At 61.7% G+C, this 26247-nt stretch carries 29 protein-coding genes; 12 read left to right on the top strand and 17 right to left on the bottom strand.

Annotated elements, in window-relative coordinates; all coding sequences use genetic code 11:
- Positions 1–9: 9 nt before the first annotated feature.
- The 5 genes from fdh3B (at position 10) to NANH_RS0104070 (ending at position 4220) form a co-directional block, all read left to right on the top strand.
- On the top strand, positions 10–603 hold the full coding sequence (fdh3B, locus tag NANH_RS0104090; protein WP_027260878.1) for a formate dehydrogenase FDH3 subunit beta: 594 nt from the start codon (positions 10–12) through the stop codon (positions 601–603).
- Positions 604–686: 83 nt separating this feature from the next.
- On the top strand, positions 687–1889 hold the full coding sequence (locus tag NANH_RS25425) for a formate dehydrogenase subunit gamma (protein ID WP_036049404.1): 1203 nt from the start codon (positions 687–689) through the stop codon (positions 1887–1889).
- Between the two features lie 2 nt (positions 1890–1891).
- Positions 1892–3223 (top strand): c-type cytochrome, encoded by a 1332-nt coding sequence (locus tag NANH_RS0104080; protein ID WP_027260877.1) that lies wholly within the window; start codon positions 1892–1894, stop codon positions 3221–3223.
- On the top strand, positions 3220–3351 hold the full coding sequence (locus NANH_RS29545) for a hypothetical protein (RefSeq protein WP_281170999.1): 132 nt from the start codon (positions 3220–3222) through the stop codon (positions 3349–3351). The genes NANH_RS0104080 and NANH_RS29545 overlap by 4 nt, the downstream gene beginning before the upstream one ends.
- Positions 3348–4220, top strand: a complete 873-nt coding sequence (locus tag NANH_RS0104070) for a helix-turn-helix transcriptional regulator (RefSeq protein ID WP_027260876.1) — start codon at positions 3348–3350, stop codon at positions 4218–4220. Before NANH_RS29545 ends, NANH_RS0104070 begins: the two co-directional genes overlap by 4 nt.
- A 137-nt stretch (positions 4221–4357) precedes the next feature.
- Here the strand turns inward: NANH_RS0104070 and NANH_RS25420 are convergent, their stop codons facing one another.
- The 5 genes from NANH_RS25420 to NANH_RS0104045 form a co-directional block, all read right to left on the bottom strand.
- Positions 4358–6889 carry a calcium-binding protein gene (locus tag NANH_RS25420; RefSeq protein WP_051372232.1) on the bottom strand — a complete coding sequence of 844 codons (2532 nt, stop codon included), beginning with the start codon at positions 6887–6889 and terminating at the stop codon, positions 4358–4360.
- 292 nt (positions 6890–7181) lie between these two features.
- Positions 7182–8558, bottom strand: coding sequence for an HlyD family type I secretion periplasmic adaptor subunit (locus NANH_RS25415; protein WP_051372231.1), 1377 nt, complete (start codon positions 8556–8558; stop codon positions 7182–7184).
- Positions 8555–10306: a type I secretion system permease/ATPase gene (locus tag NANH_RS25410; protein WP_036050430.1), complete on the bottom strand. Its 1752-nt coding sequence runs from the start codon at positions 10304–10306 to the stop codon at positions 8555–8557. The genes NANH_RS25415 and NANH_RS25410 overlap by 4 nt, the downstream gene beginning before the upstream one ends.
- 71 nt (positions 10307–10377) lie before the next feature.
- Complete coding sequence (locus NANH_RS0104050) at positions 10378–10896, bottom strand: hypothetical protein (protein WP_027260875.1); 519 nt, start codon at positions 10894–10896, stop codon at positions 10378–10380.
- Complete coding sequence (locus tag NANH_RS0104045; RefSeq protein WP_161631360.1) at positions 10893–11738, bottom strand: helix-turn-helix domain-containing protein; 846 nt, start codon at positions 11736–11738, stop codon at positions 10893–10895. The genes NANH_RS0104050 and NANH_RS0104045 overlap by 4 nt, the downstream gene beginning before the upstream one ends.
- Positions 11739–12079: 341 nt before the next feature.
- Between NANH_RS0104045 and NANH_RS28785 the strand changes: the two genes are divergently transcribed.
- The gene (locus NANH_RS28785) at positions 12080–12295 is read left to right on the top strand and encodes a hypothetical protein (RefSeq protein WP_161631359.1); all 216 of its coding nucleotides are present in this window, start codon (positions 12080–12082) and stop codon (positions 12293–12295) included.
- 264 nt (positions 12296–12559) lie between these two features.
- On the top strand, positions 12560–13288 hold the full coding sequence (locus NANH_RS0104040; protein WP_027260873.1) for a helix-turn-helix transcriptional regulator: 729 nt from the start codon (positions 12560–12562) through the stop codon (positions 13286–13288).
- A gap of 29 nt (positions 13289–13317) precedes the next feature.
- On the opposite strand, the gene NANH_RS25405 is transcribed toward NANH_RS0104040, so the two are convergent.
- Genes NANH_RS25405 through NANH_RS0104020 form a run of 4 tightly spaced genes read right to left on the bottom strand, consistent with a single transcriptional unit; the run spans position 13318 to position 15275 of the window.
- Entirely contained in the window at positions 13318–13818 is a 501-nt protein-coding gene (locus tag NANH_RS25405) for a periplasmic heavy metal sensor (protein WP_051372229.1), read from the bottom strand.
- A gap of 3 nt (positions 13819–13821) precedes the next feature.
- On the bottom strand, positions 13822–14184 hold the full coding sequence (locus NANH_RS25400) for a hypothetical protein (RefSeq protein WP_036049401.1): 363 nt from the start codon (positions 14182–14184) through the stop codon (positions 13822–13824).
- Entirely contained in the window at positions 14177–14758 is a 582-nt protein-coding gene (locus tag NANH_RS0104025) for an RNA polymerase sigma factor (protein ID WP_027260872.1), read from the bottom strand. Before NANH_RS0104025 ends, NANH_RS25400 begins: the two co-directional genes overlap by 8 nt.
- 49 nt (positions 14759–14807) lie before the next feature.
- Complete coding sequence (locus NANH_RS0104020) at positions 14808–15275, bottom strand: EF-hand domain-containing protein (RefSeq protein ID WP_027260871.1); 468 nt, start codon at positions 15273–15275, stop codon at positions 14808–14810.
- 246 nt (positions 15276–15521) lie between these two features.
- Between NANH_RS0104020 and NANH_RS0104015 the strand changes: the two genes are divergently transcribed.
- Positions 15522–15902, top strand: coding sequence for a DUF983 domain-containing protein (locus tag NANH_RS0104015; RefSeq protein WP_027260870.1), 381 nt, complete (start codon positions 15522–15524; stop codon positions 15900–15902).
- Positions 15903–15939: 37 nt separating this feature from the next.
- A complete protein-coding gene (locus tag NANH_RS0104010) occupies positions 15940–16635 on the top strand; it encodes an NUDIX hydrolase (RefSeq protein WP_036049395.1) in 696 nt (231 codons plus the stop codon).
- A gap of 9 nt (positions 16636–16644) precedes the next feature.
- Here NANH_RS0104010 and NANH_RS0104005 read toward each other — a convergent pair whose 3' ends face one another.
- Genes NANH_RS0104005 through NANH_RS0103995 form a run of 3 tightly spaced genes read right to left on the bottom strand, consistent with a single transcriptional unit; the run spans position 16645 to position 18669 of the window.
- Positions 16645–17547 carry a DMT family transporter gene (locus tag NANH_RS0104005; RefSeq protein WP_027260868.1) on the bottom strand — a complete coding sequence of 301 codons (903 nt, stop codon included), beginning with the start codon at positions 17545–17547 and terminating at the stop codon, positions 16645–16647.
- 20 nt (positions 17548–17567) lie between these two features.
- Entirely contained in the window at positions 17568–18473 is a 906-nt protein-coding gene (locus NANH_RS0104000; protein ID WP_027260867.1) for a fatty acid desaturase, read from the bottom strand.
- Positions 18466–18669 (bottom strand): DUF2061 domain-containing protein, encoded by a 204-nt coding sequence (locus NANH_RS0103995; RefSeq protein ID WP_027260866.1) that lies wholly within the window; start codon positions 18667–18669, stop codon positions 18466–18468. The genes NANH_RS0104000 and NANH_RS0103995 overlap by 8 nt, the downstream gene beginning before the upstream one ends.
- 107 nt (positions 18670–18776) lie before the next feature.
- On the opposite strand from NANH_RS0103995, the gene NANH_RS25395 reads away from it, so the two are divergent.
- Positions 18777–19688, top strand: a complete 912-nt coding sequence (locus tag NANH_RS25395) for a helix-turn-helix domain-containing protein (protein WP_051372228.1) — start codon at positions 18777–18779, stop codon at positions 19686–19688.
- A 12-nt stretch (positions 19689–19700) separates the two neighbouring features.
- Here NANH_RS25395 and NANH_RS0103985 read toward each other — a convergent pair whose 3' ends face one another.
- The 4 genes from NANH_RS0103985 to NANH_RS0103970 all read right to left on the bottom strand — a co-directional run bounded on the left by NANH_RS0103985 (position 19701) and on the right by NANH_RS0103970 (position 23312).
- A complete protein-coding gene (locus tag NANH_RS0103985; protein ID WP_027260865.1) occupies positions 19701–21170 on the bottom strand; it encodes a carnitine 3-dehydrogenase in 1470 nt (489 codons plus the stop codon).
- A 3-nt stretch (positions 21171–21173) separates the two neighbouring features.
- Entirely contained in the window at positions 21174–21734 is a 561-nt protein-coding gene (locus NANH_RS0103980) for a lipocalin family protein (RefSeq protein ID WP_027260864.1), read from the bottom strand.
- 73 nt (positions 21735–21807) lie between these two features.
- Complete coding sequence (locus tag NANH_RS0103975; protein WP_051372227.1) at positions 21808–22266, bottom strand: lipocalin family protein; 459 nt, start codon at positions 22264–22266, stop codon at positions 21808–21810.
- 137 nt (positions 22267–22403) lie between these two features.
- A complete protein-coding gene (locus NANH_RS0103970; RefSeq protein WP_027260862.1) occupies positions 22404–23312 on the bottom strand; it encodes a BKACE family enzyme in 909 nt (302 codons plus the stop codon).
- Between the two features lie 79 nt (positions 23313–23391).
- On the opposite strand from NANH_RS0103970, the gene NANH_RS0103965 reads away from it, so the two are divergent.
- Positions 23392–24372 carry a GlxA family transcriptional regulator gene (locus NANH_RS0103965; RefSeq protein WP_027260861.1) on the top strand — a complete coding sequence of 327 codons (981 nt, stop codon included), beginning with the start codon at positions 23392–23394 and terminating at the stop codon, positions 24370–24372.
- Here NANH_RS0103965 and NANH_RS0103960 read toward each other — a convergent pair.
- Entirely contained in the window at positions 24366–25412 is a 1047-nt protein-coding gene (locus tag NANH_RS0103960; protein WP_027260860.1) for an aldo/keto reductase, read from the bottom strand. The genes NANH_RS0103965 and NANH_RS0103960 overlap by 7 nt on opposite strands.
- A 205-nt stretch (positions 25413–25617) precedes the next feature.
- On the opposite strand from NANH_RS0103960, the gene NANH_RS0103955 reads away from it, so the two are divergent.
- Positions 25618–26211 (top strand): YceI family protein, encoded by a 594-nt coding sequence (locus NANH_RS0103955; RefSeq protein ID WP_036049391.1) that lies wholly within the window; start codon positions 25618–25620, stop codon positions 26209–26211.
- The last annotated feature ends 36 nt before the right edge of the window (positions 26212–26247 follow it).

The following is a 26247-nucleotide window of genomic DNA, read 5'->3' as shown; positions in this document are numbered from 1 at the left end:
ACCTGAACAATGGCAAGAGCAAAGTTTCTCTGCGACGCCGAACGCTGCATCGAGTGCAACGCCTGCGTCACCGCCTGCAAGAACGAACACGAAGTGCCCTGGGGCATCAACCGGCGCCGGGTCGTCACCATCAACGATGGCGATCCCGGCGAACGGTCGATCTCGGTCGCCTGCATGCATTGTTCCGATGCGCCCTGCATGGCGGTCTGCCCGGTGGACTGTTTCTATCAGAATGAAGAAGGCGTGGTGCTGCACAGCAAGGATCTGTGCATCGGCTGCGGCTATTGCTTTTACGCCTGCCCGTTTGGTGCACCGCAATACCCGCAGGCGGGCAACTTCGGATCGCGCGGCAAGATGGACAAATGCACCTTCTGCGCCGGTGGCCCCGAGGAAAACCATTCGACCGCCGAGTTCCAGAAATACGGCCGCAACCGGATCGCCGAAGGCAAGCTGCCGATCTGTGCCGAGATGTGTTCGACCAAGGCATTGCTGGCCGGCGACGGCGACGTGGTGTCCGGCATCTATCGCGAACGTGTCGTCGCTCGCGGGTTCGGCTCGGGGGCCTGGGGCTGGGGCACCGCCTATGACCAAAAGGGCGGCTGACGCCGGTCTATCTGCAAGATCACGGGGCGGCCCCCTTTCTGCGGGCCGCTCTTTCTGTCCACCGACTTACGGGGTGATCCGTCATGTTGCGCGCCTTCCTTTCCATCCTGTTGTGCCTGGGACTGGCCACCGCACTGAGCGCGCAGGACGTAGCGCCGGATTCAGCCCCTCGGGCCTCAACTGGTGGCGCCCAAACGTTACAGGACATCATGGCCCGTCAGCGCGGAGAACCGGTCGATGACAGCTTTCGCCGCGCCGCCACGGGAAACCCCGGTCACGCGGCCGACATTGCCGCGCAACTGGGAACACTGGGCGGAGCCTCCGATGCCGAAGTCTTCCGCGCGCTACGGTACGGCACCGCGGATGTCACCGTCACCTCACGTGGCCCGGCAGCAGGCGTTCTGATCCAGGACGGTGGCATGTGGTGGCTGGCCTTCCGGCAAGGGCCGCTGGCGACATACGGCGCCTGGCTGCTGGGCGGCACGCTGGCCCTTCTGGCGTTATTCTACCTGTTGCGCGGCAAGATCCGCATCGAGGGCGAAAAGACCGGGCGCACGATCACCCGGTTTTCCGGCTTTGAGCGGTTTGGCCACTGGCTGTTCGCCGGCAGCTTTCTGGTATTGGGCGCAACCGGGCTGATCTCACTGTTCGGGCGCACCGTGCTGATCCCGCTGTTCGGACATCAGGGATTTTCCACCCTCGCAGTGGCGTCGAAATGGGTCCACAACAACATCGCCTGGGCCTTCATGGCCGGGCTGGTGATCGTGATTCTGAACTGGACCCTGCACAATATCCCGAACCGCCACGATCTGATCTGGCTATCCAAAGCGGGCGGGCTGTTTTCCAAGGGTGTGCATCCGCCCGCGCGCAAATTCAATGCCGGTCAAAAAATGATCTTCTGGGGCTGCGTGGTTCTGGGCCTATCGATCAGCGTCTCGGGCCTGTCGCTGCTGTTCCCGTTCGAGTTGCCAATGTTCGCCAAGACCTTCACCGTCCTGAATGATCTCGGCGCGCCGGGCTGGGTCGGCATGGCCCCGCTGCCCGAACAGCTGGCGGCGCAGGAAGAGATGCAGTTTGCCCAGATCTGGCATGCCATGGTCGCATTTGCATTCATGGCGATGATTTTTGCCCATATCTATCTGGGCAGCATCGGCATGGAAGGCGCGTTTGACGCCATGGGCAGCGGCGAAGTCGACCTGCAATGGGCGCGCGAGCATCACGGTCTGTGGGTGCAGGAGGTGGGGACCAAACAGGCCGCCGCCGGAACCGCCCCCCCCGCCGAATAGACATGCAACACGGCGCAGTCCTGTTGCTGGCCCTGATGCCCTCGTTGGTGACAGCACAGGATTTCTTTACCCTCAAGGGTCATGGCGGGCCAATCATGGGTATCGCCGTATCGCCAGGCGGCCAGATCGCAACCGCCAGTTTCGACAATTCTGTCGGGTTATGGGACGGGCAAACACCCCACTGGTTCGAAGGCCATCGTGCCGCCGTCAACACCGTCGCCTTCTGGGACGACACCACCTTGGTATCCGCCGGAGAGGATTTCGACATCCGCGTCTGGATGACCGTCAGCGACATCGGATCTCTACTGGGACAACACAAGGGAAAAGTGGTCGATCTGGCCCTGTCGCGCAAAGCCGAGCTTGTCGCCTCGGCCAGTTGGGACGGCACCATCGGTCTGTGGCCCCTGTCCGACCATTGGGCCAAGGTCATCTATCCTCCATTGGACCAGGCGTCCGTTCTGCTGCATGGCCACGACCAGGGCGTGAACAAGGTGGCTTTTTCCAGGGATGGCGCGACGCTCTATTCGGCTTCGGTGGATGGCACACTCAGAGTCTGGGATGTTGAACGCACCGCGCAACGACAGACCCTCGTGAACCACGGTTTCGGGATCAACGAAATGGTCCTCAACGAGCAGGACGGCTGGATTGCCTATGGTGCCGTCGACGGCGTCACCCGTGTGATCGATCTGGAGACTGGCGCACAGATCGCCGATTTCACCCTGGACCGCCGACCGATCCTGGCACTGGCGCTGTCGCCTGACCGGCGGCAACTGGCGGTCGGGGATGGCGAAGGCTATATCACGATCGTCGGCACCCAGGACATGCGCATCGCCCACGATTTCCGCGCCACCCAGCGCGGGCCGGTCTGGGCGCTGGCGTTCTCGGCAGATGGGCAGAACATCCACGCTGGCGGCCTGGACAACGCCATGTACAGCTGGCCGGTGGCCTCCCTTGGGACGCACAACCAGGCGACTACCGCGCCCCGCAGCTTTCAGCGCGATCCGGCCGAGATGGACAATGGCGAACGCCAGTTCGCCCGCAAATGCTCGATTTGTCACAGCCTGACCCCCGACAGCGAGCGGCGCGCCGGCCCGACGCTGCACAACCTGTTCGAACGTGCCGCCGGGACTGTGCCGAACTATTCATATTCCGAGACGCTGGGCGGGTCCGACATCGTTTGGGACGCGGACAGTATAAACGCGCTTTTCGATCTTGGGCCCGACCATTACATTCCGGGCACCAAGATGCCGATGCAACGTATCTCCGACCCACAGGATCGCGCTGACCTGATCGCCTATCTGCGGCAGGCCACCGCCAAGGAGCCGACCCCATGAACGCCATGTTTGCCGCCTTTGTGGCCATGTTTCTGATCGCACTCGCCGCCTGGTTCGGTCTGGAACAGGCCAGGTTTTCCGCTGCCGACAAGGGCAGCGGCCCCGCAGTCCGACTGGACGGCGAATGAGCGACTACCTCACGACCCGCGAACTGGCCGATCTGCTGCGCATTGGCGAACGCAAGGTGTATGACCTGGCCGCAAACGGCGAAGTTCCCTGCGTTCGTGCGGTCGGCAAGCTGCTGTTTCCGCGCGCGGAAATCTCTGCCTGGTTGGCGGCGTCACGCACAGGTCCGCAGGTCGCCCACCCCCCCCTGCCCCCGATTCTGGCGGGCAGCCACGATCCGTTGCTGGATTGGGCGCTGCGTGAAAGCGGATCCGGCCTGGCCAGTTTCTACGATGGATCCTATGACGGCCTGGACCGGCTGGCCGCCCGATCGGCGCAGGCTGCCGGGCTGCATATTCGCGAAGCGGACGGATGGAACCGTGCCGCCCTAAGCGACGCCCTGGCCGAGGCACCGGTTGTTCTGATCGAAATCGCCCGCCGACAGCGCGGGTTGCTTCTGGCGCCGGGCACCAAAGGGATCGGCGACTTTGCCGATCTGGTCGGTCGCCGCGTGGTTTTGCGCCAGGACAGCGCCGCAAGCCAGCGCGAGTTCGACGCGCAACTGGCCGCTGCCGGGCTGACCCATGACGATTTCACCTCCCTGCCAACGCGGGCCCGCACCGAAGAAGAACTGGCCATCGCCCTGCATGACGGCAAGGCCGAAGCCGGATTCGGTCTGGGCGCGCTCAGCGGGTTGTATGGGCTGGATTTTGTGCCGCTCAGTGTCGAGCGGTTCGACCTGGCCGTCTGGCGCAGGGCCTGGTTCGAGGCTCCGATGCAAAACCTGATCCGGTTTCTTGCCTCGCCTGCCTGTGCCGCCCGCGCCGCCGAATTGCCCGGCTATGATCTGAATGGTCTGGGTACGGTCCATCACAATGGTGCCAGCGGATAGTTGCGCATCATCACACAACAAAACACCCCGGCCAACCGCACCGACAGGAGCCCATGGGGGGATCTGACAGGAACGATTGAACCGAGGCGCTAGATTGCCCGATGTCTCGATGAGACACCGGGCAATCTATTCTCTTATCAGATCGGAACGACGACGTCACAGTAGTAGTCATCGGCCTCGGGGCATTTCGGGCAATACAGATCGTTCTCTGCATCCCAGGAACCCACTGCGGTGTACCCGCCAGAGTCCAGACCGTTGGCTGTGGCATTGATGCCGACACCACCCTGCAGGTTCGCGTCCTGACCCAGCGAGGTGAACTCGGTCGCCGGGAAGTCGAAGTCCACGACGTCCTGCCAGTTGATATCTTGCAGGATGATCGAGTGACCACCGATATCGATCCGCGTATCCGTCGCCGAGGTTCCGACCCCTTCGTCGCCTTCAGAGACAACCGCTGCGTCGTCCAGCAGTTCGAAGATCTTAGTGCGGATCTGGGCCATGGTGTCGCCCAGTTCGCCTTCGGCGCTCTCGTCCACATGGACGCGGAAGCCGAGGACATCCTGATCTTCGTTGAAGTCGAAGTCGGTGATGACGTCTGTACCGTCGTTGGACGAGAACGAGAAACCGTTATCGTCGTCATAGGACAGATGCAGATCCGAGAAGAAGACATCCTTGCCGGCATTGCCGGTCAGAGTGTCGTCGCCTTCGTTACCGGAGATGAAGTCATCGCCCTTTCCACCACGGATGGTGTCCTCGCCATAACCGCCGCTGATGCAGTCATCGCCAGAGTCGCCGTCGATGGTATCGTCGCCATCTTCGCCGAACAGGGTATCGTTGTGCCCGCCGCCGCTGATATAGTCGTTGCCGATGCCGCCGAACATGGTGTCTTCACCATTGTCACCGTGCATCTGGTCGTCGCCGGCTTGACCGAACATGAAGTCATGTCCGCCGCCACCCGACATATAGTCGGCCAGGTCTGGCTCGGGCGGACGGGAGACATCCGGTCCCTCAACACAGTCATAGGGCTTGGACAGTTCAGGCAGGGGCGAATAGTCTTCGCACTCGCCGTCCTGATCCAGGTCCACCATGTCGGCATAACCCGTACCACCAAACATGATGTCGTTACCGCCACCACCGTTCACATAGTCCATGCCGCCGTTACCCTGCAGGATATCGTCGCCACCTTGACCATTGACCGTGTCGGTGTCGTTACCGCCCTCGACCCAATCGCGACCGCCGCCGCCTTTCAGCGTATCCTGGCCATCGTTGCCCTTGATGGTGTCGTTTCCGCCCTGGCCACAAATCGTGTCGTCGCCGGTTCCGCCATAGATCGTATCGGCACCGCCGTTGCCACGGATGAAGTCGTTGCCCTGGTCGCCCATGAGGAAGTCAGCACCGCCGCCGCCGACAATTTCGTCGTCGCCAGTTCCGCCGGACACGAAGTCGTTGCCACCTTGACCATACAGACGGTCGTCGGCACCTTCGCCAAAGATCATGTCCTTGCCGCCGCCACCAGTGATGATGTCGCTGCTCTCGAAATCGCTGTCACCTTCAGGCGGGTAATATTCGGGGCATTCGCCGTCGTGCTTGCTCGACTGAGGCGCGAAGTCGATTTCCGGGCATGCCCAGTCTTCGTCGCAATCATAGCCTTCGATGCCGGCGATATTGCCGTTGTCACCAAACAGGATGTCGTTGCCGGCCGCGCCGTCGATGATGTCGGCATCGCCGCCGCCACGCATCACGTCGTTGCCCTGGTCACCATTCATGGTGTCCTTGCCTTCGCCACCGCTCATGGTGTCGTCGCCGCGACCACCGAACATCAGGTCGTCGTCGTTGCCACCGAACATGGTGTCATCGCCGCCCTGGCCGTCCATCTCGTCGTCGCCGTCTTCACCATACATGCAGTCGTCACCGTCTTTGGTGGTGTCGGTGCCGTAGTTCAGGTTCGGACCAAGACCGGTACGCACGTCGCCGTACATCTCGTCGTCGCCCGAGCCGCCGCGCATCAGGTCGTCGCCCAATCCGCCGGCCATCTTGTCGGCATCGCTCTGACCGTCCATGCGGTCATTGCCCGAGCCGCCATACATGAGGTCACGGCCAGAACCGCCCCACATGCAGTCGTCGCCGCCTTCGCCGTCCATGCAGTCATCGCCGGCGCCGCCATCCATCCAGTCGTTACCGTCGCGATAGCTGTCGGTATCGATGGTGGCATCGTCGCCCGACATGATGTCGTCGCCGTAGCCGCCCCACATGACGTCCGACTCGGAGCCGCCGATCATCCGATCGTCACCCCATTCACCCCAGAGGCAGTCATCGCCTGCTTCGCCGTTCAGGTAGTCGTCATCGTTGTAGCTGGGCGGAAGCCAGTCATAGTCGCCGTCGTAGCCATAGATGTAGTCGTCGTCGTCACCGCCATAGATGGAGTCGCCGCCGTCCATTCCCCACAGCTTGTCCTGGCCTTCCTGGCCATTGATGTAGTTGAAATTCTCGTTGCCGAAGATCGAGTCATTGCCTTTTCCGGCCTCAACGTGATCGGCATCGTAATCGGATGTCAGCGTACCGACATCGTCATCGTCCTTCAGCTGCAGAACGGCGTCCTTGAGATCGGGGAACGGTTTGTTGGGATCGCATTCGCCCCAATAGTCATACGGTGTTGGATTTTTATCTGGCATTGTCACAATCTCCGTTTGCGCAGGGCATCCCGGATCAACGTGATCCGGGCTCTGCTGTTAAAAACGCCGGCAAACCGGCCTCGATACGCGAGCGAAAAACCGCCCATAGCGCAATTAAGCGCGCAAACGCGCCGGTAAACTGCCCCCATTCAGGGACAAAGTGAAATTTTTCAGCAGTTTCGGGAAATATTTTAGCAATACGGTCGCAACCGAAAGGGGACCGCGAACAACGCCCATGGCGCAGGTCGCGGTCCCCTTGAAACGTTGTCCTCAAACAGATCCTTGGCCGGTCTCAGTCGCTTTCGCGCAGGGCCGTCTCTAGGCTCGCCACAACCGGGCTGAGCAGATAGTTCGCAACGGTCTGTTCACCGGTCGCAATCATGATCTGCGCCGGCATGCCGGGCAGCACCTCAACTCCCGGCAGCGTGGCCAGTTCCTCATCCGCAATGCGGATGTGGACCTTGAAATATTGCAACCCGGTCTCATCATCGACAAAGCTGTCCGCCGAAACGTGGGTCACCACACCTTCAACCGCAGGCGTGGTGCGGAAATTATAGGCGGTCAGCCGCACGCGGGCGATATGACCCTCGGCCACCTGATCCACGTCCTCGGGCCGGACCCGGCCCTCGGCGATGAATGCGGCATCGTCCGGCACGATCTTGAGGACCGTCTCGCCATCCCCGATCACCTCACCAGCGGATCGGAACTGTAAATCGATGACACGCCCCGCGTGCCGGGCGCGGATCAGACGGCGTTCCTTGATGTCGGCATTGGCCACGATCCTCTGACGCAGTTCGAATACCTGTTGCTTGACCAGCTGCCGTTCATCGGAAATCTGCTTGATACGATCGCGGTGCACCTGCAGAATGCGTTCTTCGGTTTCGGCAACCCGCTGGCGCACACCGTCGATCTGGCTGACAATATAGTTGACCTCGCCCAGAATGGCGACCTCAGCCTCGCGACGCGACGTATAGCGGCTTTTGGTAATCAGACCCCGATCGTACAGCGTCTTGAGATCCTTCAACTCGTCCTGGATGATCTCGAGCCGCTCGCCCAGCGATCCCTGGCGCGATGCAAGCCCGGCCAATTGTTCCTTCTGCTCGGCCACCCGCTCTTTCAGGATCGCAGCCTGACCGCGCCACATTGCGCCATTCGAAATAAACAGTTCGGCCTGGCTCTGGACGATATCCATGTAAGACGGATCGCGCGTCAGCAGCGATTTCAACTCGTCCGACAATACGATCTTGTCCAGCCTGCGGTATTCGGCGTCCAGACGGGCATCCTGCGCCAACAGGCTGACCAGCTGATTGTTCAGGATACGATCCTGCGCCGCTGAAACCGTGTCGGCCAGCACGATCAGAACCTGATCGCGCTCTACATGATCGCCTTCGCGGACCCGGATTTCGCTCACAAGGCCGCCTTCCAGATGTTGCACCTCGGGCAGATCGCCTTCGACCTTAAAGCTGCCCATGGCAATCACCGCGCTCTGGATCGGAGCCAGCGCCGCCCAGGACCCCAAACCGCCCCAGAAACCGCCGATCAACAGAACCAGGATCAGCACCAACCGGCCAATCCGCGTCGGCGGCTGGATCGGTTCTTTCTGCGCGCCCGGCATCTGATCCGGCAGGGCGACGTCGCCTTTGCGAGGCATCGAAACAACATGGGTCATCGTGCGCCCTCCTCGGCCAGCTTGACATCATCGGGAACTTTTCGTTTCAGAACAAAGACCTTTGACTTGTCGTCCTCATCTGTGACCTTGGCCGCCATTGGCTTGACCTCGCCGCCCAAAACCGCGTTGGATTTGCCGAACCGAACCAGACGGCCCCGGTCCATCAACCCGGCATGGTTCAGAACCTTCAGCACGCTCATGCGATGGGTGACCACGATCACCACCGCGCCCTGTGCCGACATCGACAGGATCCCAGCGGCCAACGCCTCTTCGCCCGCCGGGTCCAGATTGGCGTTCGGCTCGTCCAGAACAACCAGTTTCGGATTGCCATAAAATGCCCGCGCCAAACCGATGCGCTGGCGTTGACCAGCGCTCAGGAAATCTCCGTTCGGTCCAACCCGCGCGTTATACCCGCCCGGCATGGCCAGGATCAGCTCGTGCACCTGTGCGCGCTTGGCGGCCTCGACCACTTTGCTTGGCTGGGCATCGGAATCCATCAGCGCGATGTTTTCGGCAATCGTGCCGTCGAACAATTCGACCCGTTGCGGCAGATAGCCGATGTTGCGCCCGATCTGCTCGGCCGGCCAGTCGGTCAGCGCGGCATCGTCCATCCGCACATAGCCCCGCGCCAATGGTTGCAGCCCGACGAGCGCGCGCACCAAAGTGGTCTTGCCCGCGCCCGACGGTCCGATCACCCCCATCGTATCCCCCGGCTTGAGCTGAAAACTGACATCCAGCACCAGCGGATCCTGACGCCCGGCCGACACCACCGTGGCGTTTTCAACCGACAGGTGGCCTTCGGGTTCGGGCAGTTCCATCTGCGCGCGCTCCACCTCGGTCTGTGCCAGCAGCGCATTCAGGCGCTGCAACGACAGGCGCACCTGCAACAGGGTCCGCCAACCGGCAATAGATTGCTCGACAGGAGCGGCCGCGCGCCCCAGCAGGATCGACGCCGCGATCATCATGCCCGGGCCCATCTGCCCTTTCAGAACCAGAATCACACCGGTGGCCATGATCGCGATCTGCAGCATCATCCGCACCATCTTGGCCAGCGAGGTCATCGCCGAGGTGCGATCCGTCGCCCGTGTACCCAGCATGATCGAGGTAAAGGACAGTTGCTGCCAGCGCTGCACCAGCGTCGAGGTCTTGCCCATCGAGCGCACGATATCGGCGTTGCGCAGCACCTCGTCCGCCGTCGAATTGGCCTTGCGCACCGCATCCGATGCCTCTTTGGCCGAATCCCGCCCCGACAGTTCGCTGATCACCCCCAACAGGAACAGGATCGCGATGCCGATGGTGGCGACCACGCCCAGCAAGGGATGAAACGCATAGATCAGCATCACGAACAGAATCGACCACGGCGCGTCCAGCAAGGCGGTGAAAACCGGAGAAATCACAAAACCACGGATCTCGTACAGATCCCGCACCGGTTGGGTGTCCGACGTGCCGCCGGTGCCCTTGACCACCGCGCCCAGGATATCGGGGCCGATATTCGCCTCCAGCCGGTTGCCCAGCCGCGAAATCAGTTTCTGCCGCAACGCATCAAACAGCATGAAAAAGAACAGCGCGATCCCGGCCCCCACGGTCAACGCGACCAGGGTCGACATGCTGCCAGACGACAGCACCCGCGAAAACAGCTGCAGCATATACAGCGGAGCGGTCAGAACCAGCAGGTTGATGCAGAGACTGGCCACGAACACGGCCATGATCAATCCGCGTTGTCCGTCAAAAACTCGCCTGTTGCGCATCATAAAATGCCCCTTGCAAACCAATTAAACAAAAACGCGATCACGCCAGAGGACCCGCCGTGATCGTAAGGTCAGAGGTTCAAATAGGCTCTGGCCTGGGAAACAAAATCCTGCCCCTGCGCCACCACGGACAGCACCGCGTCTTGAAACACCGCACCGATCACGGCCCCGACGCACAGCGTCGCCAGCACCAAAACAATACCTTTCCAGCTACTGCGCGGTTTCGTCTGTGCAGCCTGCAAACTCGCGATCATCGACTTTTCCAGCATCGGCGCCAATTCTATGCGCAATGCACCTTCGAGGCTGTTCAACGTCGATTGCAGGTTCTCGAATTCGGCCCGGATTTCCGCCGTCTGTGTCTCGCCGGACGACCTCAGCGCAAGCGGAAGGGACTCGAATTTTTCCCCGATACGCTTGTGCAGTTCGACGATATCGCCTTGACGTGCAAACCCGCCCATGCCCTGACCCAGATGCGTCCGCAACCGGTCAAGGTCCGCGTCCGTCAGCGCGACCGGCACCGGCTTACCTTCGCCGTCAGGCATTTTCAGGTTCAGCTTCTGCTTTTCGTCCTGTGTGGCTGCAATATTCATAGAGAACGCTCCGCAGCCGACTGCCAGGTCAGCATCTGCGCCATTTCAGCACGGCAGGTCACATTCATCTTCGACAGGACGCGCTTGGCATATGTGTTGAAAGTCTCGACCTTGAGACCGGCGATTTCGGCCGCCTGACGGTTGGAATAGCCGTCGCGCATCAGCGCCGCGACACGGGCTTCCGAGCGGGTCAGACCCAACCGCATGGCCAGTTCCTCGATCCGCTTTTGCTCCGGCGGCATTGGCAGCATCGCCAGAAACAACCGCGCCCCGCCGTTGGGTTCGCTGTACAGCGACAAAGACAGCGGCACATGCCCTGTCCTTTTCTGCCCCCGCAGCATCAGCACGAATTCCGGTTTCTGTTCACCTTGGGCCTGACGGCATTCGGCAATGGCCTGGTGCAGCGCACGGGTTTCCTTGTCCCGCAAACAGACCACGCCATGCGCCGTGTTACGCAACAGCGTACCTTCGGACAGTAATTCGCGCCCGGCCGCATTGGCCTTGATCACCTTGCAATCCTGATCCAGCACCAGAATCGAGGCATTTACCTTCTGACTGACGGCCCACAACATGGCGTCATCGGACAGGTCGGAAAGCAAATGGCACGCTTCCTGCACGCACATGCCACGTACCCCCGGCCACATGGTGGACAGGTAATCGGCGTTGTCCTCCGCAGTCTCGGCACTCATGACCGCGATCAGATCCTCGACCCCAGTCTCGAACTTGCAGCGAAACGCCTGCCATACCACATCGACCGAGTGACCGATATTGGCGGGCATTATCGACATCAGAAACGACGAGTCTTCGATCGACAACCCAACGGCATCGACCGATATCAGCACGCCTACATCTCTTTCGACATCGACCGCCACAGAAGGGAAATGCCCCGTGGCCGCCGTCGTTATTCCAACACGTTCGCCCCCGGCGTCCAGACAAATAGCCGAAACCGGAAACTTCAAACCAACCACGTTCTTTAATACTTCACAATGAAACATTTGACCTGTCGATAATACAGATCGACCCAATACACTCATGCTACCCCCCAAAAGGCTCAGACTACAAAAACTACGAAAACCTCCAATCTCAAAATATCGCCATCAAATTCGATCCCCATAATAGGTATAAAACCGCACCCATGAAAGTGTACCCAAAGTACTAATCCGGCGGCCGGATTCATTAGGGCGTGTTTTCTCAATTGGTATTAGCGAAATTCCGCCGTCGCGAGGCAGGAAAAATTGACACCCTGGAACGGCGGGGGCGGATTTTCGCGTTTGACTTGCTCGAAAGCAGTGGCAATTTACCAAAAATTTACGCCAAAAGTAGTAAGAATGCCCCTCAATGGGCAAAACAATGCAATTTCATTGCCTTATCGGCAAGAATCCGCAACACCCCGCGCTGATAGCGCAATCATCTAACCCGATGGCTCCACCAGGGCGGTTGATTCGAAATTCCCCTATAAGGTTATTAGATGATCGCGCTCTCCCCTATCGGTTGCCTATCCTCATCCGTATTCCCTTATCTTTCAGTAGCTTGCTAATTGGGGGTGGAGTTTTTTCAGGAATACGCCGATAATTCGGTTGGGGAAGATAACTGCGCTCGGCTATTTGGCCGCTGGTGCCTGTTCCTTTATATTGTTTAGTTCTGATTTCCGGGATATTTGTGCATGCCGTTTCTTATTGTTTCTCAAAGGCGCCTATTTGCCGAAACGCTGATTGCAGTCCTGTCGCAAAACGGACTTGATGTATCAGGAATATATCAATCGTTATCCGAAGTTCCAAGCCGGGTCGGGGAAATCTCGGTAATCCTGCATGTCGTACATGGCGCTTGTCCCGCAAAGCAGGATGTTCAGGATTTCCGCGACCGGGCCAGCCAGTCCACAGTGGTGATACTGGCATCCTCTTCCGTCATTTCGCAGATCGCCAGCGACTACGAAGATATCGTGGATGCGCTGATCACCGACGACCTGTCCGCCGTGTCGCTGATCGGGTTGCTGTCGGCGGTGCAACAGGGGTTCCGGGTTACCCTGCCGGCCGGTCGCCGGCGTGGCGACCCGCTTGCCGCGCCGCCCGCGTTGGCACCACAGTCCAACGCCAGCGCGCAGGCACAGGCCGCGTTTCGCTCTTCCATCACCGAGCAACAGGTGTCCCCTGCTGCCTCCACCGCATCGGCAGACCGGATCCTGGACGACATCGCCCGGCAAACCAACCTGTCGGCGCGGGAAATGGCGGTGATCCAAAGCCTCAAGGATGGGGCGTCAAACAAGGATATCGCCAAGACGCTCAACATTGTCGAGAACACGGTCAAGGTGCATCTGCGGTCGTGCTACCGCAAGATCGGTGTCAAGAACCGCACCCAGGCGGCGGTCTGGGCCGCCAAGCATATTCCGGGCTGACACGACCGCAGGCAGCCACCCGCTCCCTGTCAGTCCTCGCGGTTCGTGTTGTCGCGGCCGTGCCGCCTGCCACGCTTCTGAAACTCCTCCACACGTTCTGCATAGCCCCCCCGTTCGGCATCGTCCATTGCGCTGACCCGGGACAACCACGCTTTCAGAACCGCATCTTCCCAGACATCATGCGCGCGGATCTGCTCGGCCAGGATCGCTTCCGCCCGATCGGCATCAAAGGGTGTGCCGCGCAACGCCGCCGCCAAGGCACGGGTACCGGCCCGGCGGTCCTCGATCTGCGCGCGGGGCGCTTTGTGCAAGGCGCTTCGTACGGCCTGGCGGTCTTCGCGCGGCAGGGCGCGGTAGAGGGTCGCCACCAGTGACGGGGACGGTCGCCGCGCATTTTCCGGCCCGCCAAAGCGCATCACCGCGCCGATAGCCAATCCGACCACCAACAGGTTCATCGCCAGCGAACCCGCCAACAGCCAGCGAACCCAACGCCCGGTGCGCGGCGCCTTTTGTTTATCGGAATCACTCATGTCTCACTCCTCCACCATGGCGAGAACCAGATCGTCGTCCGCAAACAATCCGGTGTCCCCGGACTGCACGAATCCAAATGGATCCGGCAACGCCTGGGGCGGGGCAAACCCCAGCCAGATGCCTGTGGCGCACGCCATGGCCAATCCACCCATCGCCGGCCATCCGCCCAGCAGATCCAGAAACTGCCGCACCCTGCCAGCCGACGCGCGCCTGGGTGATGCCGATCTGCCTTGCCGCGCGCGCTGCACCTGCAGACCATCGGCAATGATCCGGTCTTCCAGACCGTCCGGTAACGCAATGCCCTGTCGACGTGCCGCCTGGAACAGATCCTCGAGATCGGTAACGTCCTTGTCGCGCTCAGCCATCGCTATACCCCAATTCTTCGCGCCGCCCGGCCAAGGCCCGGCCCAGCGCCCGTTTGCCCCGGGCGGTCAGGCTCTCGACCGCCTCGGTGCTGATATCCATGATTTCGCCTATCCTCGGATTGGACAGTTCTTCGAGATGGCGCAGCACCACCGCCTGGCGTTGCCGCTCGGGCAATTGCATCAGCGCCCGTTGCAACGCATCCATCCGCAAGCCCTGCTGCATCCGCTCGACGGCGGCTGGCTGTGGATCTGCCGGTTCCGGCACATCGTCCAGCCGCGCCATGCCGCCCCGACGGCGGCGTTTGACGTCCAGACACAGATTCAGCACAACCCGGTACAGCCAGGTGCTCACCCGCGCTGTGCCCGGCTGCCAGTCCGGTGCCATGCGCCACAACCGCATCATCGCCTCCTGTGCCACGTCCTCGGCTTCGGCCCGATCGCCCAGCACCCGGAATGCCACGCCAAAGGCGCGCGGCGCCAGGCGCCAGGTCAGGGTACGCGCCGCATCCTGTTCGCCATTGGCGAACAGGACCAGCAAAGCATCGTCGGTCGGTGCGGCCGGGGAGTCTTTCATGGCACCCCGCCCGCTCCGCCCATGCTTCGATGGTTCACGGCAAACACACTCAGTTCTTGCCAGAATGCTGTTTCTTGTTCTTGTGACCTTTCATCTTCGTTTGGGCCTGATCGAATTCGGCCTGCGAAATGCTGCCGTTTCCGTCCTTGTCGACCCGGTCGAACATCTTGTCGGACCGGCGCTGTTTGGGCATCTCGTCCTGGGTCAGCAGCCCGTCGAGATTGGCATCGAATTGCTCGATCATCTCATCCGCCCGCGCGCCGGCGCGCTTGACGCTGGCTTCGATCATCTCCGCGCGGCTCAGCGCCCCATCGCCGTTGGCATCCGTCTCGCTGAACCGGGCCTGATGATGGGTGTTCATTTCCTCACGGGTGATTTCGCCATTGCCGTCCGCATCCAGCGTCTGAAACGACATCTCGTGATAGGGCTTTGCCCCCGGCCCCTGCGCCGCTGCCGCAAACGCGGTCAGCGAGACAGCACCAACGATGATCGTTGCGATAAAACCTGTATGTTTCATCCTCTTCATTCCTTTTCTCGCGACGGCCCCTTGCCGTCATCGTACAGTCCAAACGCGCGGGCCGCACGATTCCGTCGGATTTTTTTGCAGCTATGTCCGATTTTATAAAACCGGCACCTTCCCCCCCCCAGACCGATCAATTCGCGACATCGCGCCGCAAGGGCGCAGTGCGCCCTTTCCCACAGGCGCATTCCCCCCCATCTTTGCTGTGGGAGAAATTGGATTACCATGACCGAAGAATCGACTATGCAATCGCCGGCAACGGGCGATGATACAGCACGCGACGTCTGGCCTGCCCTGGCACGGGGCTGGCGGCGCAAATGTCCGCAATGCGGCAGCGGCCCGCTGCTCAGCAGCTACCTCAAGGTTAACGACAGCTGCAAAGTCTGCCGCGAGGACCTGCACCATCACCGCGCCGACGACGGCCCGGCCTATCTCACCATCCTGATCGTGGGCCATATCATGGCACCGCTGTTGCTGATCGTGTTCGAAACCTGGCGCCCCGAGCCGCTGACCCTGTTCACGATTTTTGCGGTTGGATGTGTCGGCCTCTCGCTCTACCTTCTGCCTCGACTGAAAGGGGCCATCGTCGGGTTCCAATGGGCCCGGCACATGCACGGGTTCTGATACCGAACAGGTCCGCATAGCGCGAGGCAGACAAACCATGGACAAAACCGCAGTCCGGAATGCGGCGACAGTAATCGTGTTGCGCGACCGTCATGACGACCCGTCGATCCTGATGGGTCAGCGAGGCGCATCCGCCGCCTTTATGCCCAATAAATTCGTATTTCCCGGCGGCGCGGTCGACGCCGAGGATGCTCAGGTGCCGCTTGCGACCCCCTTGCCCGCTGTCTGCCACGACCGTCTGGCGGACGATGCGCCAGATGGATTACAGCACGCGCTGGCCGCCGCCGCGATCCGCGAATTGTGGGAAGAAACCGGGTTGATCCTGGGCCGTCCCGGCACCTGGCCCGGTGACGTTCCCGAAGATTGGCAGCAATTTGCCGCCACCGGGCACCTGCCCGCCGCCGACCGTTTGCAGTTCGTGTTCCGCGCCCTGACCCCACCTGGCCGCCCGCGCCGTTTCGATGCCCGCTTCTTTCTGGTAGATGCTGCCCATATCCGCACCGATATCGACGATTTCACTCATGCCTGTGACGAACTTTCGCACCTGCAATGGATCAAGCTGCGGGACGCACGCAGCTTTGATCTGCCCTTTATCACCGAGGTTGTGCTGGCCGAAGTCGAAAGCCGGGTGGCCACCGAAGACCCGCCCGCCTCGGTGCCCTATTTCCGCAACAGCGACGAGGCCAGCCTGTTCCTGCGCCTGCGCGGCCATCCGATGCCCGAAACCGACTGAGCCATCCTGTCAGATCGCCAGAACCAGCAACAGGATCGACAGGCCCAGCAGTGAAATGCCGGTGATCTCGCGCCGGGTCACGGTTTCACGAAAGAACAGGACCGACGCCAGCAGACTCAGCATCAGCTCGACCTGCCCCAGTGCCTTGACATAGGCAGCGTTCTGCAAGGTGAAGGCCAGGAACCAGCAGAACGATCCGGCCATGCTGAACAGGCCGACCCAGACCCCGACCCGGCGCGTCGACCAGACCGCACGCAGCTCGGCCCGATCCCGCACCCCCAGCCAGAGCGCCATCGACAGCGCCTGCAGGCTGGCCACACAGGCCAGGGTGATCGCCGCGCGCAGAACCGGCTCTAGGTCACCCAGCTGCAGGGACGCACCGCGATAGGCCACGGCCGAGAACGCAAACAGCACGCCGGACCCCAGCCCCAGCACCGATGCCGGGCTGGTCAGGTGTCGCACCCAGTTGCCTTGCACATCGGGCGATTTTGACAGGATGAGCACCGCCGCCAATCCCAGAAGTATTGCCACAAACCCACCGGCGCTGACGCCCTCGCCCAACACGATCCACCCGACCAGTGCAGTCTGGATCACCTCGGTCTTCTTGAACGTGATCCCCACTGCAAAATTGCGCTGTTTGAACAGCGCCACCACACAGATCGTCGCCAGGATCTGCGACAGCCCGCCGATGATGGCATAGCTCCAGAACCACCCGCCCAGTGGCGGCAGGCTGCGCCCGCTGACCCACAGATAGCCCGCCAGCAGCGCAACGATCAAAGGGGCCGAATAGGCAAACCGCGCAAACGTCGCCCCCGCCGCCGATAACTTGGCCGTGCTCAGGCTTTTTTGCAGCATGAACCGCAGCGTCTGAAACACCGCGGCCGCCAGGGTGACGGGAATCCAAAGGCTCATGCGCCCCTAGTGGCGGATATTCATCCCCGAGGCCAGAGCGGATGCACCACCGGATCCTTGGCCCGCCACAGGTGACGCCGGAACACCTCGCCGTAGGAGCGATAGACATAGCCCTCGTTCATCGCCTGATAGCGCGCCTTGCCGGCACGATACAGACCCGGCAGCCGATACCAGGGCGCTGTCGGATTCATGTGATGCACCACATGCAGGTTGTTGTTCAGAAACAGAAACGCCAGCGGTCCACGATCTTCGATGATCACCGTGCGCCCCCGCACCTGACTATGCGCCTGATGCTCCAGAAAGGTGCGGATCTTCAGCAAGGCCAACCCGGCATAGGCGGCCAGCAGATAGGCCCAGACGGGCATTGCCGAGGCCGTCACCAGCGCCATCACAACCACCACACCCGGCAGGTGCAGCGCCCATGCCAGCCACACCGCCCGGTCGCCCCGCAGCGCCAAACGGGAGTCGTCCCAGACAAATCGCACCTGCCCGATCACCGGCCCCAACAGGATGCGCCCCAACAGTGTGTTGTTGGCCCGGTACAACCCGCGTTTCCACCCCGGCAGGGACGTCCAGACCGCCGGATCCAGATAATTGCTTTCCGGATCGTCATACGGATCGGTCAGGTTGCAATCCAGATGATGCGACAGATGCAAATCGCGAAACCGATTGTAAGGGATGCACAGGTTCAGCGGCAGGGCCATCAGCGCCTCGTTCGCCACCCGAACCGGAAACGGATGGCCATGCAACGCCTCGTGGGTCAGCGACGCGTGCCATGCCACCAGCACCCCGGTCAGCAGAACCGCCAGAACCGGGGCCGCCGCCGCCACCCAGAAGATCGCCACCAGCCACAACCCGTAACAGGCCAGAATCATCCCCAGGGTCAGCCATTCGATACCCGGTGCCGGGGCGCGCGGATCAGACATGCCGCCCCCAGGTGACATTGGCCCAGGCCCGTTCATAAACAAGATAGGTGGTGAACCCGATGGCGCTGTTGACCAGCGCCATCGCGCCCCCGGTGGTCAGCGACCCGGTCGCCACATATCCGACCAGCGCCATTACCGTCAGGCCGATGACATTCCAGATCACCGCTTTGACAAGTGATCGCCTCCGAGTTTCCATTTTATTTCCGTATGTTATTGTTCTTTCTTCTTGCTAGCGGATCAATGGCTTGGTGAGAATTCTGAATGTGATTAACAATTGTCTACATCCGTGATATATATCACCAAATGATATATATGGTCGACAAACGCCTGCGCGCCGAACGCTTCCGCACCCGCCTGGCCAAGGCGATGCAGGAGCGGATCGTCACCCAAAGCGCATTGGCGCGGCAGATCGGCGTGGATCGCTCGACCATCTCGCAGCTGCTCAAGGGCGACGGTGCCCGCCTGCCCAACGCCCATGTGGTCGGGGCCTGTGCCGCCGCCCTTGGCGTGTCGGCGGATTGGCTGCTCAGCCTCAGCGACCGCCCCGAAAACGCCGCCGACCTGCTGGCCCACAGCCTGAGTCTGACCGAAGCCCCGCGCGCCCTGGTCGATCAGCGCATTTTCGACTGGCACCAGGAGGCCGCAGGCTACAAGATCCGCCATGTCCCGGCGGCGCTGCCCGACATGCTGAAAACCCGCGCCCTGCTGGAATGGGAATACGCCCCGCATCTCGGCCGCACCGCCGATCAGGCCATCGGCGCATCCGAGGATCGCCTGCACTGGATGCGCAGCGCCCAGTCGGATTATGAAATCGCCATGCCCGCCTATGAGCTGCGCAGCTTTGCCCATGGCACCGGCTATTATGACGGTCTGCCGCTGGACATCCGGCTGGCCCAGATCGACCGGTTTCTCGAATTGGCCGATCAGCTTTATCCGCGCCTGCGCCTGTATCTGTTTGATGCCCAGCGGCTCTATAGCGCGCCGCTCACCCTCTTTGGCCCGCTGCTCTGCGTGTTCTATGCCGGCGGGCATTATATGGCCTTCCGCGACAGCGACCGGGTGGAGATTTTTTCACGGCATTTCGACACGCTGGTACGCGAAGCCACCCTGACCGCCCGCGATCTGCCGAACGAGTTGCACCGCCTGCGCGCCGAGATCGACCCTGGCGGGGGCCAGCCCCCGCACCCCCGGAGTATTTCCAGTAAGAGGAAGTGAGCCGAGTCCAGATCAGCCCGGTTTGCGGATCGACGCGCCCGCCCACTCGGGCCAGGGCAGCGCGCTCTGCGCCCGGGCAATCCGCGCCATCGCCCCTTCGATTGCCGCAGGCGGCGCACAGGGCTTGCGGGTCGCAAGGCTGACGTGCAGCAGGAAATGTTCGCCCGTGGCCAGCAGCTGACCGCCCTTGTACATGCGATGGAACAGCTGCAACTTTTTGCCCTGCCCCAGCAGCATCTGGGTTTCCACCCGGATCCGATCCCCGGCATGCGCCTCGTCCAGATGCCGGATATGGGTCTCGGCGGTAAAGTAACTGCCGCCCGAGGCGATATAGCTGCTATCGCAGCCGATCAGCTCCATGAACCGGTCGGTTGATTGGGCAAAGGCGTCCAGATAGCGGCTTTCGGTCATATGGCCGTTGTAGTCGGTCCAGTCCAGCGGCACCGCACGGGCCAGCGTCAGAATCGGCTGGCTCAGATCGGCGCGGTCCAGATCCGGCAGCGCCTCCGCCTTGACGCGGCGGTCCTGCGCGTTCAGCACCGCCCCGGCCCCCCAGTCCTGTGCCTTGAGCGCACGCATCATCGACACCAGGTTGTTGTCGCGGATCCGCTCCAACTCGCGGATCGAATGCCGGCCCGATTGCGCATCCGACTGTTCGGCAATCATGTCGACCAGCTCGTCGGTGAACTCGGGCACATCCATCAGCTTGGTCCAGGGCCATTTCAGACAGGGACCGAACTGTGCCATGAAATGCCGCATCCCGGCCTCGCCGCCCGCCACGCGATAGGTTTCAAACAACCCCATCTGCGCCCAGCGGATGCCAAACCCCATGCGAATCGCCTCGTCGATTTCCTCGGTGGTGGCGACACCGTCCTTGACCAGCCACAGCGCCTCGCGCCAGACGGCTTCGAGGAACCGGTCGGCGATATGGGCGTCGATTTCCTTTTTCACGTGCAGAGGGAAAAACCCCAGCCCGGTCAGCAGGTCCTTGGCACGATGGATCAGGTCGGCATCGTTCAGGGCGCTCGGCACCAGTTCGATCAACGGCAACAGATAGACCGGGTTGAACGGGTGCGTCACCACGATCTGACCGGGGCGCGCCGCGCCCTGCTGCAATTCGCTGGGCTTGAACCCCGAGGTGGACGAACCGATGATCGCCGTCGCATCGCACGCTGCCTGAACAGCCGCAAAAGTCTTGTGCTTCAGGTCCAGCCGTTCCGGCACGCTTTCCTGAATCCAGCCCGCCCCGGCCACGGCCTCGGCCAGATCGTCATGAAAGCTCAGCCGCCCTTCGGCAGGGAGCGGCATGTCCGACAACCCCGGCAGCGACCGGCGCGCATTGTCCAGCACTTCGCCGATCTTGCGCGCGGCCTGCGGATCGGGATCAAACACCTGCACATCCCAGCCGTTCAGCAAGAACCGCGCCGCCCAACCGCCACCAATTACCCCGCCACCGACAATCGCCGCCACGTTCTTTGTCATACCCTATCCTTCAGGTTGCGGCACCCTGTACAAGGGGGCCGTGTCATATCCATTGCGGCGCAAGACGTCGACCGCCGCATCAAATTCCGCCGGGCTGATCCGCGCCTTGCGCGCCAGAATCCAGCCGGTCTTGCCCTTGGGTGTGCCGACCACCGCGATGCCGTAATCGTCGGTCACATCCAGCACCCAGTAATCTCCCCACAGAAACGGCAGCACCGACAGCGCCGGCACAAAGGTCACCTCCAGCTTGCCCGCACCGGCGGGACGTGCCACGCCTTTGGCAATTTCCAGCGGACCGTCCAGAGCGCCCTTGTGGCAGCTGTTTCGCACTGTGATGCGATTATCCTCGCGCAGGCTGTATTGCGCCGTCACCGCATGACACTCGGCTTCAAAACTGTTGGGAAAGCGCGCGATCTCGTACCACTTGCCCAGATACCGGTTCAGATCCAGATCGGTTTGCACCGTCATCGGCACTGTCGTATCCCGGTAGCTGTCAGCCTGAGCCATTCCTGTGGCGGCAAAGGCGGCCAGCATCCCTGCGGGCAGAATTCTACGGACTGTCATGGCGTTACCTCGTGTTCTGGATCGCAATTACGATCCAAACGCGCCCCGCGCCGAAATGTTCCGTGATCCGCCCTCATGGTTCGCCGCTTTTCAGAGGTCCCGTATCATAGCCGTTGAACTCCAGAATCGCCGTAGCTGCCGCCAGCCGATCGGCGCGCAACTCCGTGCCTCGACTCACGACCCAACCCATTTCTCCGCCCGGCGTCCCGATCGCCGCGAGGCGCCCCTCTTCATCCATCCACAACACCCAGAAGGCCCGCGACCGGGAGTCCAGATCGGATGTCTGCACCCGCAGCACCCCGCGCGGATCCACACCCAATCCCGACGACAGGACGGGCCGGTCGCCGGACCCACAGGTGACGTCAATAGATCCTGGATCCGACATGATCTGCCAGGTTTGCCCCGGGCAGGACGGCAGGAACGCGTTTGGATAGCCTGCGATCACATGCCAGGTCCCGTCGAACCGCGCGGGCGTGAACCGGCTGGTCGCGCTGATCGGCACATCGGTGTCGCGATAGCTGCCGTGAACCACGGCGCACCCGCTTAGGGCGGCCAGAACCGCAAGGGCAGCGCCGCAAAATACTGCACTGCGGGTATGTACGCGGTATGCACACAGTATGTACGCTAGCCATACCCCCCGACAATGCGGATCCTGCCGCGCCGCGGCACTCACTTTGGGGACCGTTTGACCAACCCCAGATTCGCACGCACCTCATCCGGCCCGATCACCCGCGCGCCCATGGTCTCGATGATGGTTGCGGCGCGCTCGACCAGTTGCCAGTTCTCTGCCAACTGCCCCTTGCCCAGCCACAGGTTGTCCTCCAGCCCGACGCGCACGTTGCCCCCGGCCAGCACCGCGGCGGCGACATAGGCCATCTGATTGCGCCCCAGCGCAAAGGCCGAAAACGTCCAGTCCTGCGGCACATTATTGACCATCGCCATGAATGTGTTCAGGTCATCCGGCGCGCCCCACGGCACCCCCATACACAGTTGCACCAATGCCGGATCTTCCAGCACCCCATCGGCAACCAATTGTTTTGCATACCATAAATGGCCGGTGTCAAAAGCCTCGATTTCGGGCTTGACCCCCAGTTCGGTCATCATCCGCCCCATCGCGGTCAGCATGCCCGGCGTGTTGGTCATGACATAATCGGCTTCGGCAAAGTTCATCGTGCCGCAGTCCAAGGTGCAGATCTCGGGCAGGCATTCGGCGATATGCGCAACCCGTTCTGCCGCACCGATCATATCGGTCCCGCCGGCCACCGGAAACGGGCTTTCGGTGCTGCCAAAAACGATATCCCCGCCCATTCCAGCGGTCAGGTTCAGCACGACATCGGTTTCAGATTCCCGAATGCGGTCAGTGACTTCCCGGTATAACTTCAAGTCACGGCTGGGCGCGCCGGTTTCGGGATCGCGCACGTGGCAATGCACCACCGCCGCCCCGGCCCTGGCCGCCGCAATCGCGCTGTCGGCAATCTGTTTCGGGCTGCGCGGCACATGCGGGCTTCGGTCCTGTGTGCTGCCCGAGCCGGTGACCGCACAGGTGATGAAAACCTCGTTGTTCATGGTCAGTGGCATCTGCTTTTCCTCTGGTTGGTTGCTGCGCAGAATGGCGCGGCTTGGCAGATCAAAGTTTACACTTTATGTACACCACTTGATGAAACCCGCAAAAAATATCTTCCGCCCGTCCACTCGGGCATTGCACGCTGCGGTTCTGGTTCTGGATGAATGCAATACCCTCAGCTTTGCCGCAGCTGTCGACCCGATGCGGGCCGCGAACCGCATGGCCGGACGCCGCCTGTTTGACTGGCATTATGTCACGGCCACCGGCGCGCCCGCCACGCTGACCAGCGGGATTTCTGTAGACGGAGCGCCTCTGCGCCAGCTTCAGGACTGCGAACTTCTGATGGTCATTGCAGGCTTTGGGTTGAAGTCCCATTCCACGCCCGCACTGCACGCCAGCCTGCGTCGGATCGCCGCCATGGGCGCGACTCTGGCCGGGATCGATGGCGGACCCTGGTTGTTGGCCGCATCCGGAGTTTTGGATAAGCATAGCGCCACAACGCATTGGGAGGACTTAGAGAAATTTTCAACCCAGTTTCCGTCTGTGAACACATTGAAGGACCGGTTTCACATCGACCGCGCGCGAATGACCAGTGGCGGGGCGATGCCGACCATAGACATGATGTTGCACCTGATCCGGGTCAGATACGGTGCCGCATTGGCGGCGCGCGTTGCCGGAGCCTTCATCCACGACACGCCCCCCGATCCCGCCCGCGCCCAGACCCGCAGCGGCAATCCGGGACACAGCAGGCTGACGGCGCGTGTCAGCGCGCTGATGGAACAGACCCTCGATGCCCCGCTGCCAATACCCGACCTGGCCCGTCAGGCCGGAACCAGCCCGCGCGCCTTGCAGGCGCAGTTCCGCGCCCGGCTGAACACCACGCCCAAGGCGCATTACCTGTCCCTGCGGCTGACCGAAGCGCTGCGTCTGGTCACAGATACCGACTGGCCGCTGCTGGATGTCGCCCTGGCCACCGGCTTTGCCTCGGCCGCCAGTTTCGCACGCGCCTTTCACGCGGCCCATGGCCGCTCGGCGCGCAGCCTGCGCCACAGCGCGTCGGGCCAGGATCAATAAGGCATCGGATGCGCGCGATGTGCCAGATCGATATCTGCCAGCACCTCGTCGCTCAGCGCCACATCCGTTGACGCCAGCACACGATCGAGCTGATCCATACGGGTGGCTCCAAAGATCGCCGAGGCCATGAAAGGGCGCGAGCGGCACCAGGCCAGGGCCATATGCACGGGATCCAGCCCATGCTTTCGCGCGATGTTCAGATAAGCCTCGACGGCCCCGTGAACCCTTGCAGTCTCGCGCCCACCCAGTTCGGGGCTCAGGGATTTGCGCGATCCCTGCGGTACCGCGCCGCCCTGATACTTTCCGGTCAACAACCCGGTTCCCAAAGGCGAAAACGCCAGCAGACCGACGTCTTCGTTTGCGCTCAGCTCGGCCAGATCGGTGTCATATAGTCGGCATAACAGCGAGTATTCATTCTGGATCGACGCGACCCGTGGCCATCCGCGGTCCTCGGAAAGGCGCAGCCACTGCGCCGCTCCCCAGGCGCTTTCGTTGGACAGGCCGAAATGACGGATATTGCCTTTGTCCACCTGATGTTGCAGCGCCTCCAGACAGTCCTCGATATTGGCGATCGTAGCGCTGCGATCCTGCCTCGACGGATCATAGGTCCAGTTCTTTCGGAACATATAGCTGCCCCGGTTCGGCCAGTGAAATTGGTAGAGGTCGATATAATCTGTCTGCAACCGACGCAGCGATCCTTCGATTGTGGCTGGGATGGTCGCGCTGGAGATCGGTGCGCCATCGCGCACGATCTGCAACCCTTCGCCGGAATGTTTGGTCGCTAGAACATAGTCGGCACGTCGCGCGGGATTGGCCGCATTCCAGGCGCCGATGATCTCTTCGGTACGCCCGACGGTTTCCTTGCGCACCGGGTTTACCGGATACATCTCGGCGGTGTCGATGAAATTGATCCCTGCGGCCAAGGCCCGGTCGATCTGCGCATGGCCTTCGGCTTCGCTGGTTTGGGTGCCAAAGGTCATCGTACCCAGGCAAAGTTCGGATACGGTCAGGCCGGTGCGGCCCAGCGGGTTCATCTGCATCTTGCACATTCCTGTTCTGATTGCCCGCACCCTAGCGGCCGCTGCGCCGGGAGCAATCTGAAATCCGGTCGGAAACCGTCGGCCCCGATATGGGCAAGGCAGGCTGATACACCCGTTTAAGCGCCCGGATCTGACATTTCCGTGACACCGGAAAACAATGCCCAATCCGGACGGATCCCGAGTATACTCGACACGGGAGACCTCCATGATCCTGCTTGCGCGCCGCACTGCCTTGATCGCCATTGGCTGCCATATGTTCAGCCCCGCATTTGCCGCGCCGACCCGATACCAGCTGGACAGGGCTGGCTCCTCCGTCGGATTTGACTTTACCCTCAACGGTATCTCTCAGAATGGCATGATGCCGATCCAGAGCGCCGATATCCAGATCGACCCCGGGAACCTTGCCGCCACGCAGGTCGATGTCATCCTGAATGCCGCGGCCGCGCGCACCGGGCTTGCGCTCGCCACGCAGGCAATGACCGGGCCAACTGTCTTGAATGTCGCGCGTTTCCCAACGATCCGGTTTGAATCCCTGTCCGTGCGACTGGCCAAAGATGGCCGCCTGTCCGACGGTGCCCGCATCGAGGGTCGGCTGACCCTGCGGGACGTGACCCGGCCCATCATTCTGGACGCGGCGCTGTTCCGGGCCCGGGGCAGCACGGCCAACGACCTTTCAACGATTGTCGTACGCCTGGGTGGGCATCTCAGCCGCTCGGCCTTTGGGGCCAGCGGCTATCCCGATCTGGTCGGCGACCGGGTGACATTGGATATCACAGCCGTCATCCGGGCCATCCGCTAGAAACAGGCAAAAACGACATAGCAAAGTCGAAAAAAA

The organism is Sedimentitalea nanhaiensis DSM 24252 (assembly GCF_000473225.1).
In the GTDB taxonomy this organism is placed as follows: domain Bacteria; phylum Pseudomonadota; class Alphaproteobacteria; order Rhodobacterales; family Rhodobacteraceae; genus Sedimentitalea; species Sedimentitalea nanhaiensis.
Note: the sequence above shows the minus strand (reverse complement) of the source record. Positions and strands in the feature narration are given on the sequence as shown.